The organism is Alkalibacterium thalassium (assembly GCF_900101165.1).
GTDB classification, from domain to species: domain Bacteria; phylum Bacillota; class Bacilli; order Lactobacillales; family Carnobacteriaceae_A; genus Alkalibacterium; species Alkalibacterium indicireducens.
On sequence record NZ_FNFK01000011.1, the window covers coordinates 1 to 11,918 of the forward strand.

The 11,918-nt window shown below is 43.2% G+C and carries 10 protein-coding genes and 1 rRNA gene; all 11 read right to left on the reverse strand.

All coding sequences use genetic code 11. From position 1 onward, the window contains the following. A 16S ribosomal RNA gene (locus BLR76_RS04175) occupies positions 1–337 on the reverse strand; the annotation flags it as partial. A gap of 455 nt (positions 338–792) precedes the next feature. After that, positions 793–2,109 carry an AI-2E family transporter gene (locus BLR76_RS04180; RefSeq protein ID WP_091265839.1) on the reverse strand — a complete coding sequence of 439 codons (1,317 nt, stop codon included), beginning with the start codon at positions 2,107–2,109 and terminating at the stop codon, positions 793–795. Positions 2,110–2,262: 153 nt separating this feature from the next. Beyond that, the gene (lysS, locus tag BLR76_RS04185) at positions 2,263–3,765 is read right to left on the reverse strand and encodes a lysine--tRNA ligase (RefSeq protein WP_091265843.1); all 1,503 of its coding nucleotides are present in this window, start codon (positions 3,763–3,765) and stop codon (positions 2,263–2,265) included. A gap of 187 nt (positions 3,766–3,952) precedes the next feature. Further along, complete coding sequence (gene hslO / locus BLR76_RS04190) at positions 3,953–4,843, reverse strand: Hsp33 family molecular chaperone HslO (RefSeq protein WP_091265846.1); 891 nt, start codon at positions 4,841–4,843, stop codon at positions 3,953–3,955. A 103-nt stretch (positions 4,844–4,946) separates the two neighbouring features. Next, positions 4,947–7,073: an ATP-dependent zinc metalloprotease FtsH gene (ftsH, locus tag BLR76_RS04195; protein ID WP_091265849.1), complete on the reverse strand. Its 2,127-nt coding sequence runs from the start codon at positions 7,071–7,073 to the stop codon at positions 4,947–4,949. 179 nt (positions 7,074–7,252) lie between these two features. Continuing rightward, complete coding sequence (gene hpt, locus BLR76_RS04200; RefSeq protein ID WP_091265852.1) at positions 7,253–7,789, reverse strand: hypoxanthine phosphoribosyltransferase; 537 nt, start codon at positions 7,787–7,789, stop codon at positions 7,253–7,255. Positions 7,790–7,827: 38 nt separating this feature from the next. After that, positions 7,828–9,255 (reverse strand): tRNA lysidine(34) synthetase TilS, encoded by a 1,428-nt coding sequence (gene tilS / locus BLR76_RS04205; RefSeq protein ID WP_091265855.1) that lies wholly within the window; start codon positions 9,253–9,255, stop codon positions 7,828–7,830. 72 nt (positions 9,256–9,327) lie between these two features. Further along, positions 9,328–9,768, reverse strand: coding sequence for a S1 domain-containing RNA-binding protein (locus BLR76_RS04210; protein ID WP_091265858.1), 441 nt, complete (start codon positions 9,766–9,768; stop codon positions 9,328–9,330). 113 nt (positions 9,769–9,881) lie between these two features. Next, positions 9,882–10,319 (reverse strand): FtsB family cell division protein, encoded by a 438-nt coding sequence (locus BLR76_RS04215; protein ID WP_091265861.1) that lies wholly within the window; start codon positions 10,317–10,319, stop codon positions 9,882–9,884. Between the two features lie 172 nt (positions 10,320–10,491). Beyond that, positions 10,492–10,761 carry an RNA-binding S4 domain-containing protein gene (locus BLR76_RS04220; RefSeq protein WP_091265864.1) on the reverse strand — a complete coding sequence of 90 codons (270 nt, stop codon included), beginning with the start codon at positions 10,759–10,761 and terminating at the stop codon, positions 10,492–10,494. Beyond that, a complete protein-coding gene (locus BLR76_RS04225) occupies positions 10,751–11,896 on the reverse strand; it encodes a MazG nucleotide pyrophosphohydrolase domain-containing protein (protein WP_245683026.1) in 1,146 nt (381 codons plus the stop codon). Before BLR76_RS04225 ends, BLR76_RS04220 begins: the two co-directional genes overlap by 11 nt. Between the last annotated feature and the right edge of the window lie 22 nt (positions 11,897–11,918).

Here is an 11,918-nt window from a genome sequence, read left to right on the forward strand (position 1 = left end):
TGTCTCAGTTCCAGTGTGGCCGATCACCCTCTCAGGTCGGCTACGTATCACAGCCTTGGTGAGCCATTACCTCACCAACTAGCTAATACGCCGCGGGGCCATCCATAAGCGATAGCCGAAGCCATCTTTAATGATCTAAGCATGCGCTATGATCACCTATGCGGTATTAGCACCCGTTTCCGGATGTTATCCCCCTCTTATGGGCAGGTTCCCCACGTGTTACTCACCCGTTCGCCACTCATCCACACTCTGCAAGCAGAGTGTTTCAGCGTTCGACTTGCATGTATTAGGCATACCGCCAGCGTTCGTCCTGAGCCAGGATCAAACTCTCGTTTTAAGTTTGACTTGCTCATTGTATTACTTGTGAGTTAACCATGTTAACTCGTTTGTTGCTTTCGACTCCAAAAGAATCGAAGACCCCTGGCACATTTGGTTGTTTCTACTTTGTTCAGTTTTCAAAGATCTATCTCGTTCAGTTTGTGTTGCTTGCGTTTCGCAACAACTTTTATATAGTACCATGTCTCCGATTCGCGGTCAACACTTTTTTTGAAAAAGTTTCTGAGCACTTCTCTCTTGAAAGCGTTACCTTCATTCGTGTGACAGCTATTTTATTATAGCTCATTGTCGACTCACTGTCAACAATCAACTTTATTTTTCTCATTGCCGTTACGTGTTTATGTTTTGCAGCAACGAGATTAATAATAACAGGTTTCTGCATCATCGTCAACAGTTAAATGTCATCTTTTCTATAAAAAAACTGGCCCGTCTGTAAGACAGGCCAGTTTTTAATTATTATTCATCATCGATTTCTACTGAATCATCTAGCTGCTCTTCTCCTGATTGACCAGCCTCAGTATCTTCTTTAACTTTCTTGTTCTCTTTTTTATTTTTTAGTTTCGCTATTTGTATATTACGCTTAAGCTGAGGGTCATGTTTGCTCTTTGCACTGACCGCAGCTTCGATTGTTCTGACTTCGTATTCTCCAGCAAGGTCCCCATAGTATTTATTATACCGTTTCTTGAACTGCTGAAACAAATGAACAACGATGACTTTAAGAATGGCATAAATCGGCACACCGAAAATCAGGCCGAATAGTCCCAGGAGGTCGCCCATGACCAGCAGGACTATAATAATAGTCAGCGGGTGAACATTTAACTGTCTTCCCATAACGTTCGGCTCAATCAGATTTCCGTCAACGAACTGAACAACTGCCCAGACGAGAAGCAGCTGTATAACCATCCACCAGGAATCGATCAATGCTATTACAAGCGCCGGGATAAAGGCCAGCGTCGGACCGATATAAGGAATAATAGATGTAAATCCGGCAATTACTGCTAGTACCCCATTAAATTCCAAATTTATTATTGAGAAGCCAATGAACATCATGACACCAATCGATGTTGCAATGATAAGCTGTCCTTTAACATAAGCCCCCACCTGATCATTAACTTCAGAGGATACTCTAATTAGATCTTCTCTCCATTTTGGTGGGACAATACTCAGCACTGCGTAAAAGAAACGTTTTTCATCTTTCAGCAGGAAAAACAGAATAATTGGGAAGGTAACGATTGTTACTACTACATTCGTCAAACCAGTCATGACCGCCGATAACCCACTGAATCCATCTGATAGATACTGATTTAAGTTGTCTGGTATCGAAGTTACAAAGTCTTCTCCTTCTTCAATAAACGATTCTATCTCATTGCCAAAAGGAAAATCTTCCAGCCATCCAGTAACTGAAGCAATGATCGACTGGATAAAGTCAGGAAAGTTTTCTACAAAGCTGGTAACCTGATCTCTAAGCAGGGGATAAAGTGAACCTATCCCTACAACCAATACCCCGATAAGTAGAAGAAATAATATGACTACTCCATATATTCTTTTGACTTTTTTCTTTTCAAGAAAATCGACGAATGGATTAAATAAGTAATACAATAATAAGGCAATAACAAATGGCATTAAGATGTTGGACACAATAACAAAGAAAGGCGTGAAAATATAGTCGACCTGGTTAAATATTATCGCCACGATACCGATCAAAATTAGTGTGACTAACGTAAACAGTAAATTGCTTCCCCCAAGAAAATTGATCCATCTTGTCTTTTTCATTCTTATTCCCACTTTCTCCTGATTCTTTATTCTCTTACCTATTATAGTATAGAAGTTTGAAGATATTATCGAGAAAATCATACTATAATTCCTGACTTCTTTTAGTTATGTAAAAAATCTGGAAGTCACAAAGGGTGGCTTCCAGATTTTCGGTTAATCAATATTTTTCATTGTAGGGAAGAGCAGAACATCACGTATAGAGTGAGAATCAGTCAGAAGCATGACCAGACGGTCTATACCGATACCTAAACCACCTGTTGGCGGCATACCGTATTCAAGTGCTTCGATGAAATCTTCATCAATATCGTGCGCTTCGTCATTTCCCTGCGCTTTTTCAAGAGACTGCGCTTCAAATCGTTCTCTCTGATCGATCGGATCATTCAGTTCGCTGAACGCATTCGCATATTCGTGTTTAGCTATAAAGAGCTCAAAGCGATTAGTGAAACGCGGATCTTCTTCATTTTTCTTAGCAAGAGGAGATATTTCCAGAGGATGACCATATACAAATGTCGGCTGAATCAGCGTATGTTCGACAAATGTTTCAAAGAACTCATTCACTACATGACCAAAAGTAGCATAATCGTCAATCGGGACATTATGCTCTTTAGCTAGCTGACGTGCTTCTTCATTTGTATAGTCCTGGAAGAAATCGATTCCCGTTTCTTCTTTGATAAGATCGACCATGTGACGACGATCCCACTTCTTACCTATTTGAATCGTTTCATCTCCATAAGGAATGTCTGTAGATCCCAGGACGTTTTCTGTTACTGTACGGATCAGGTCTTCTGTCAGGTCCATTACATCATCGACATCATGGAAAGCTGTATACAGCTCAAGCATTGTAAATTCGGGATTGTGCGTCGTATCGATTCCCTCATTACGAAAGACTCGGCCAATTTCATAAACTTTTTCCATCCCACCGACGATCAGGCGTTTCAAATGCAGTTCAATAGCTATTCGAAGATACAGTTCCATATCCAATGCATTATGATGTGTAGTAAATGGACGAGCAGCTGCTCCTCCAGCTAAATTATGCAGCAGAGGTGTCTCAACTTCAAGATAATCCAGTGAGTTCAGATACGTTCTGATTTCCTGAATGATCCGGCTGCGTTTAGTAAAGCGGTCATAACTCTCTTCATTTGAAATAAGGTCCAGGTATCTCTGACGATATTTCTGTTCAACATTTGTCAGGCCGTGGTATTTATCAGGAAGAGGACGCAGGGCTTTAGATAGATAAGTCAATTCCGTTGCGCGGACCGTTACTTCGCCCGTATTGGTTTTCATGACTGTTCCTTCGATTCCTAGAAAATCACCAAGATCGGCAGTTTTGAAACTCTCATATTGCTCATCACCAACGGCGTCTTTTCTAACATAAATCTGAATCGATCCATTTTTATCTTTAAGGTGAGCAAAACCGGCTTTTCCTTTGCCACGTTTAGTCATCAGTCTACCCGCTATTTTAACAGTAATTTCTTTTTCTGCCAGTTCTTCTTTTGACTGATCTTCATGTGCTTTATGAAGTTCGTCTGAAAAATGTGTTCGTTCGTAACGTCCGCCAAACGGGTCGACGCCTCTCTCTTTAAGGTCATTCATCTTCTGACGGCGTACCACCAGCTGATCAGTCAGTGTTTCCTCGTTATGTGTATCTTGAGACAATCCTGTCACTCCATTCTATTGACTTTTCTTCAGTAAGGTATTCATACAGGAAACACGTTTTTTATAGAAACAAGGGGTTCTTCTAAGAACCCGACCTTTCTTTTCCTGTTCTCTTAATACCTGTTATCTGAATTATAGTACCATATCTTTACTCCAGCATAAAGATGATTTCCTGACTTAATTCAGATCAGCCATTGATCCCGTCAGCTTCTTCCATCAGTTCTTCCAGTTCATTCCGGTCGAAATGGTAAGGTGTCCGACAGAATTGGCAGACTGCTTCCGCTCCGCCGTCTTCATCTATCATGTCATTTATTTCCTGTTTACCTAGTGTAATGATTGCATTTTTAAATCGTTCCTTTGAACAATCACAAGTAAAACTGACAGGCAAACCATCAATAATTCGTGCTGATCCATCTCCGACTAATCGGTCAAGAATCTCTTCTGGGGTTTCTCCCTTTTCCATAAGCTGTGAAACCATAGGTAATTCTGCAATAGCCTGTTCGATTTTATCAATTGTTTCATCCTCTGCGTTAGGAAGGACTTGAATCATGAACCCTCCTGCAGCTTTTACAGATTCATCCGGGTTGACCAGAACAGAAAGTCCGATCGCTGAAGGGACCTGTTCAGAGTTTGCCATATAATAGGTATAGTCTTCACCGAGTTCTCCGCTGATCAGTGGAACCTGGCCTACGAAGGGTTCTTTCATTCCCAGGTCCTTACTGACTGTCAGCATGCCTTCGGTTCCAACTGCTCCTCTTACATCGATTTTGCCCTGATCGTTAAGAGGCAGGCTGATATGAGGATGCTTGATATATCCCTTTGTCTCGCCTTTACCATTGCTGTCGATCAGAAGATATCCGATCGGACCATCCCCATCGATTCGAACGGTCAGCTTTTCTTCACCTTTTAATGTGGCTCCCAGAAGTGTCGTTCCCACCATTGCACGTCCCAGTGCACAAGTTGCTGCACTCCAGGTGTCATGTTTTTTCTGTGCTTCTCTTATCATATCTGTCGCATCAACGACGTAGACTCTGACCTGATCTTTGTATCCTAATGCTTTAATTAATTTATCTGACACACTATTCACGATCCTTTATTTCAGTATTTACTGCATCTTATTCTTTATTTTACATGGAAAGAAGAGGAGGGCTAATGATACGCCTCCTCTTCTACTTCAGCTGTTATTCTTTCGTTTCGTCTTCAGAAGATTCTTCTGAGTCTGTTGTTTGACTGTCGGACTCATCTGACTGTCCCTCTTCAAACTGTTTCTCTCGTGCTTTTTCTTTTTCTTCTCTTGCTGCTTTTACTTCTTCGAAGGATGTTCCGATTTGTTCCTCTTCAGGATCACGGTCAGCTTCTGCGCTTTCGCGTGGGAATTCAGTCGGCTTCTCTCCTTTTTTAGCTGGCATTTCACCTTCTTCAAACAGAGACTTGATTTGCTTCTCATCAAGTGTCTCAAACTCAAGAAGTTTTTGCGCAATTAGTTCATGAGACTCTTTATGCTCCTCAATGATTCGCTTAGCTTCTGCATGTCCTTCATTAAGAATACGTAGAACTTCCTGATCTATCTGATAGGCAAACTGTTCAGAATATGCCTTGGATTGAGAATAGTCTCTTCCAAGGAATACTTGTCCGCCGCCTTCGTACTGTACTGGTCCGAGCAGATCACTCATCCCGTATTCCGTAACCATGCTTCTGGCAATTTGTGTCGCCTGCTGGAAGTCATTGGATGCCCCACTTGACTGAGAACCGAAGATCAGCTCTTCAGCTACACGTCCACCAAGAAGGCCGACGATCTGCTCGAACAACTCTTTCTTAGTCATTAAGAAGCGGTCTTCTTTAGGCAGCATGATGGCATATCCACCGGCACGTCCACGAGGGACGATCGTCACCTTATGAACGATACGGGCATCACTTAGTACTAAACCGACAATGGTGTGTCCAGCTTCGTGGTAAGCAACCATGCTTCGTTCAGTCTCGGAAATGACTCGGTCCTTCTTAGCTGGACCTGCAATGACCCGGTCATATGCTTCGTCAATATCCATTGCTTCTATTTCTTTACTGTCGCGTCTTGCAGCGACCAGCGCAGCTTCGTTAAGCAGATTCTCAAGGTCAGCTCCTGCAAATCCAGGGGTCTGTCTTGCGATAACTTTCAAATCGACATCAGGAGACATCGGTTTATTCTTGGAGTGAACTTTAAGGATCGCTTCACGTCCTTTAACATCCGGTCTGCCGACCATGATGCGTCTGTCAAAACGTCCAGGTCTCAGAAGTGCCGGATCCAGAACGTCCTGTCTGTTGGTAGCCGCAATGACGATGATTCCTTCATTACCGGTAAATCCGTCCATTTCAACAAGCAGCTGATTAAGTGTCTGTTCACGTTCATCATGACCTCCACCCATTCCAGCGCCACGCTGACGACCGACTGCATCGATCTCATCGATGAAGATGATGGCTGGTGCAGTTTTCTTGGCATTCTCGAACAAGTCACGTACACGACTTGCCCCAACTCCGACGAACATCTCAACGAACTCAGAACCTGAGATCGAGAAGAAAGGTACGCCGGCTTCACCCGCTACTGCTTTCGCTAGCAAGGTCTTACCTGTACCGGGAGGCCCCTCAAGCAGCACACCTGCTGGAATTCGAGCACCCAGATTTGAGAATCGCCTTGGATCCTTAAGGAATTCAACGATTTCAACGAGTTCTTCTTTTTCTTCGTCTGCTCCTGCAACATCTGAGAAGCGGACTTTACTTGTCTTGGCATCCGTTTCTTTAGCTTTGGACTTGCCGAAGTTCATGACTCCGCGTCCACCGCCTGCTCCGCCACCTTGTCCAGCCTGACCCATCATAAAGTAGATGAATCCGATGAACAGAAGCATCGGCAGGAATGTAAACAGAAGACTGGTCCAGACACCGGTTGTCGGCTCTTCGACCGTCACAATATTAACATCATTTTCTCTTGCTAATGAGAACATTTCATCAACGACAATGTCGTTAACTAAAATATAAGTTGTAAATCGGGAAGCCTGCTGCTGATCAAGACTACCGAACAATGTGACATCCTGATCCTGTTCAACTTCTACTTCCTGTCCTTCTCGAAACTGCGCTCTTATCTCATATACGCCAGCTGTAGGCTGGACCTGAAATTCTTCTATGCGATCATCTTCCAGATATTCGATAAACTGGGTTGAACTAACCCTTTCTGAAGCCTGATCTCCACCGCCACTAGTCGCCCAACTTGCAATACCTATAACTGCAAGAAACACGATGACGTAGAAGAATCCACTCTTAAAAAATCCTTTCTTCATGTCATCCTCCATCTATCAACTGATTTTGATTGTGATCCATTTTAAGGTTACTTACTTAAAATAATATACCATATCATGTTACCATACTTGACCATTTTTGACTATGAATTTTGTTTGATGATTTCATATACTAGCTTTTTCAGCATTGAAAATCCATACTTCTTTCACAAGTCAGTTGACTACCGGTAGATTTCAGGCTTAAGGACGCCTATGAATGGCAGGTTACGGTAATTTTCAACATAGTCCAGTCCGTAGCCCACTACGAATTTGTGCGGCACTGTAAACCCTACCCAGTCGGCATGAATATCGATTTTACGGCCGGACGGCTTGTCCAGCAGCGTGACGATTTTGACCGAAGCTGCTTGACGGTATTTGAAAAGATCCTTCAGGTAAGCCAGAGTACCCCCAGTATCGATAATATCTTCCACGAAAAGGACGTGTCGGCCTTCGACGTTTGTATCTAAGTCTTTCAGGATCTTGACTTCTCCAGATGAGACCATTTCTTTTCCGTAGCTTGATACATCCATGAAGTCGATTTCCAGGTGTATGTCCATCTTTTTGATTAGATCTGCCATAAATGGCAGAGCACCTTTAAGTACACCAACCAATAGAGGGTTTTTCCCGTCATATTCCTTGCCAAGAAGCTCACCAAGCTCCTGAACTTTCTCCATAATTTCCTCTTCAGATATCAGTATGCTTTCAATTTCATTTCTCATGTCATGATCTCCTTTTCATCTACTCTTTACTTTTAAATTTACATTCTTTCATATACGAGTACGTAGCTAATTGTATCAGTTCTAGGGTCCAGTGACAATGCAGATTCCTTAAGGTCAACGACCCATAAAATGCGACCTGTACTGTCTGTCACGACCCAAGCCCGCTCTCTGTCTTTTCTCGGTATTTTCTGATCTATAAAAATATCTTTCACTTTCTTTGTTCCAGTCATTCCCCTGACAGTCATCCTGTCTCCATTGTGTCTGTGACGTATTGTCAATGGGGTGCTCTGTAATGGAATTCCAAGATACAGATGTCGTTCATTCTGACTTGATTCCCTGGACCGGAATGATTCATAGGTGAGCAACCCCATCGAGCTGCCGTCCTCCAGTTCGATCCATTGACCGACTGCCAGTTTCTTCTCAATTTCATTTTCGCTTTCGATCTCATACCTGCTGTCAGACTCTTTTTTTCGAATCATGCAGCGATCATACATTCTCTCTGCAGTCAGCCCCCCCGGAAGATCCAGTGTCGTATTAGGACTAGACGCTTTCAGCCAGTCAATGATCATCTGTATGTGCTTGTGCCCGAGAGTGTAGGACTGCTTGCTGGACCACTGTTTGATCCCACTGCTCAGTACCCGTCTCTGCAAGGCCTCATCCGCCTGTTTAAGAGCAGGAACCATGATGTACAGAGCGTCATTATCAAATGATAGTATGTCTTTTTTCCACTCTTCGACACATGGGGCAGAGAGGGACAGAAGACTATCGAGATCTTCTGTAAACCGGATCAGATGATCGTCAACTGCTGGGTTTTCAGATCTGAGAAGCGGTAGAATTGTCTGCCTGTATCGATTTCTCGTAAACTTTACCGATGCATTGGACTCATCTTCAGCCCAGCGCAGCTGTCTTTGTTCTGCGTAGGATATCAGATTTTTCTTGGTAAATGGCAGTAGTGGCCTGACTATCGTAACTGTCCCCTCTGATCGTTTAGCTGATATACCTTTCAGTTCTTCCAGCGCACTGCCTCTGACCAGCTTCATGAGGATCGTTTCAACTTGGTCATCCTTATGATGGGCAGTCAGAACTGCACGGCTGCCCATCCGCTGGGCAATCTCTTTGAAAAAGGAATAACGAATATCTCTTGCCGCTTTCTCGATGCCTGAGTCCGGGTGGTCTTCTTTTCGCCAGTGATGGACGTAAACAGGAACAGTGTATCGTTCAGCAAGTTTTCTGACTGCCGATTCCTCATCATCAGAGATCCCTCTCAGATGATGATTGACATGAGCAATTATAATATTCGGTTTGACATCCTCTGGCAGCCTGCCCATCAGGTCAAGGAGGACGACAGAATCAACCCCTCCCGATACTGCGACGATGACCGGTTCGTCAGGTTCCCAGGCATCGAGCGTTCTAATGTGTTCAGTAAACTGCTGGAGCAGATCCATCTTCTCCCACCTTTCAGACATTGGATATTCCAATTAAAAAGGGTTCAGGGACTCCCCCCAAACCCTTTCTCTTATGATTTAAATGTTAATGTGTCAACTTCTTCTTCCGCCACGTCCACCGCGTTTGTTTTCAGTGTTTCGTTTAATGGAGGTCAAGCGGTCTTCACTGTCTTTCAGGAATGAACTCATTAGAGAGTCGAAGTCCTGTTTTTTCGGAGCTGAGCTGGTTCTTTTATTTGAAGAAGAACTTGAACGCTCACGACTTGGCGCTTTAGGTTTTGGAGCTGATTCAGCAGGCTTGTCCTGGGCTTTGCGAAGAGATAGTCCGATTTTGCCGTCATCTGCTATAGATAAGACTTTCACTGTAACGGTCTGGCCAACTTCCAGTTCTTCATTGATGTTTTCTACATAACTGTCTGACACTTCACTGATGTGAACTAACCCTGTCTTGTTATTGCCTAAATCAATAAACGCACCAAAATTGGCAATACCCGTGACTTTACCTTCTACTTTGCTTCCAACTTCAATTGACATATTTTCTATGTTTCCTCCTAAATAATTTGAAACAATTATACCATGCAATTTTTTAAGAATAAAGGTCTATATAGAAGAATCTTGATAAATCACTCTCGATTGTTCGGGTTTTGTCATTCTTCGTCCGTTTCTTCTTCGTCAGCATCCGGATTTTCATCAGTGGCTTCCAGATGATCCGGATTTCGGTCATCCGGGAAGCTGAAGACGATTTCGTTATCCTTTGTCAGATAATACTCGCTTCTAGCGAGCTTGGTTACATACTCCTCGTCTTCCAGGAGACCGATATAGTAAGCTAGTTCTTCCTGCTGGAGGTCCAGAGATTCCAGTTCCTGCTGTGCTACCACTCTCTGTTCCTCCAGATCCTGAAGTTTAATATAATATCTTGCCAGGGTACTTCCAGCCAGAACAACCAGAAGCATGCCTGCTGCGACGATGATACGCATCCTTCTTTTCAGCTTTTTACGTCTTTTATGCGCTCTAATATTTTCCAGGGTCTTCGTTTCTATAAAGTCGTTTTTCATACGGGCAATACGTGGTTTTTTATTTCCCATAGTGATTGCTCCTCCTTCTTCCAATTCAGGGAATCGTGATTAAAGTATACCAAGAATAAGCCGAATGATAAAGATGCTCTGGAGAGGAAACCGGTCCAGATTTAAATTGTAATGAAAAAGACACAATCAGTTCCGCTAAATCAAGCGGTTCTGATTGTGTCTAACTGATCAGTCAGTTGTTGTCAGACTCCTTATAGGTCTCTTCCAGCACAGTATATAGATCTTTTGCTTCATCTTTTTTCGTTGTGTCTTTTATATTATCGACTCTAACTTTCAGTGTTTTGTTTCCGAACTGTATCGTCAGTTCATCTTCAACTGCTACTGAACTCGAAGATTTAGCTGTCTTTCCATTGATCTGTATACGGTCTTTATCCGCAATTTCTTTTGCAACAGATCTTCTTTTGATTATACGTGACACTTTAAGAAATTTATCAAGTCTCATCTCTCAACCTCTTCTCTTCCTGTTTGATTTTCTGCCAGATGGCATCGACTTCTTCCGGCGTGGATGCACTCACACCGTCAAAGACATGAGGGTGACGGCGTCTCATTTTGCGGTTCACACTTCCAAGCACCTCTTCGAATGTAAAGAGTCCCTCTTTTTCAGCTGCATTGGTCTGGTAAAGTATCTGAACAAGGACGTCTCCCAGTTCCTCCATCCAATTATCTATATCTTCCCGTTCGATGGCTTCGATCAGTTCTTCTGTTTCTTCTCTGATGTATTCCACCAGAGAAAGCGGGGTCTGCTCAATGATCCATGCATCCCCATCTTCTCCGGTAACCCTGTCTATATAATACTGAAGGGTGGATAGTGACGTCACTTGTTCGTCCTGAGTCAACGGCGGGACATACAGCGACCTCAAATTGAACACACCGTCAAAACGGTCCATTTCAAATAATGGGAGCCACTGCACTTTTTCCTCAGATGTTCCAGCGCCATCGATAACTGCCACCTGATGGTCATCCGGATATTTCTCCATTAAAGTCAGTTTAACTTCTCCTGCCATTAATGCATTAAACACTTGCATGACGATGATATGCTGACCAGTCTGAACCAGATCATGATTCAGCTCAAAGGAATCAACCAGCTGGAACCCTTCGACCGGATCGATGTGGACAGCTTTGAACAGATCATCGAGAAAACTTTTTCCGTCCAGGATTTCGACTTTGTCATATTGTTCCAGCAGATCCTTGACCGTCTTCTCAGCAACCATAGGATGACCCGGAACGGCGTAAAGCACTTCCCTGCTTTGTGCTTCTGTTATCAACTTTTCGACAATCGCCTGATAGACTTTATTAAAATCTTTACTATACTGGTCGTAGAGGTAGTCCATCGATTCAAAGACGAGTCCTTCTTCTTTCAGTTCGTTTAAGGCAGGATGGTCCGATGTTCTGACAAATACCGACTGACTGTTCATGAGCTTCTCATATACACTCAATGGCATCTGCTGTTTTTCTCCAGGTCCCAGCCCGACTATAGTGATGGTGTGCATAACTGCCTCCTTATGATGATGTATTGACAACTGCTTGATGCTGCCTACTCCGACGACATCAGGCAGCAGATAAGATTCTTTGTTCATTGCAGACAATTCGTCTCAGTTC

What these genes read in the sequence shown, in the direction of transcription:
- BLR76_RS04220 (WP_091265864.1), bottom strand. Translation starts at nt 10,761, where the DNA reads ATGAGACTTGATAAATTTCTTAAAGTGTCACGTATAATCAAAAGAAGA.
- hpt (WP_091265852.1), bottom strand. Translation starts at nt 7,789, where the DNA reads ATGAGAAATGAAATTGAAAGCATACTGATATCTGAAGAGGAAATTATG.
- BLR76_RS04225 (WP_245683026.1), bottom strand. Translation starts at nt 11,896, where the DNA reads ATGAACAAAGAATCTTATCTGCTGCCTGATGTCGTCGGAGTAGGCAGC.
- tilS (WP_091265855.1), bottom strand. Translation starts at nt 9,255, where the DNA reads ATGTCTGAAAGGTGGGAGAAGATGGATCTGCTCCAGCAGTTTACTGAA.
- ftsH (WP_091265849.1), bottom strand. Translation starts at nt 7,073, where the DNA reads ATGAAGAAAGGATTTTTTAAGAGTGGATTCTTCTACGTCATCGTGTTT.
- BLR76_RS04210 (WP_091265858.1), bottom strand. Translation starts at nt 9,768, where the DNA reads ATGTCAATTGAAGTTGGAAGCAAAGTAGAAGGTAAAGTCACGGGTATT.
- BLR76_RS04180 (WP_091265839.1), bottom strand. Translation starts at nt 2,109, where the DNA reads ATGAAAAAGACAAGATGGATCAATTTTCTTGGGGGAAGCAATTTACTG.
- BLR76_RS04215 (WP_091265861.1), bottom strand. Translation starts at nt 10,319, where the DNA reads ATGGGAAATAAAAAACCACGTATTGCCCGTATGAAAAACGACTTTATA.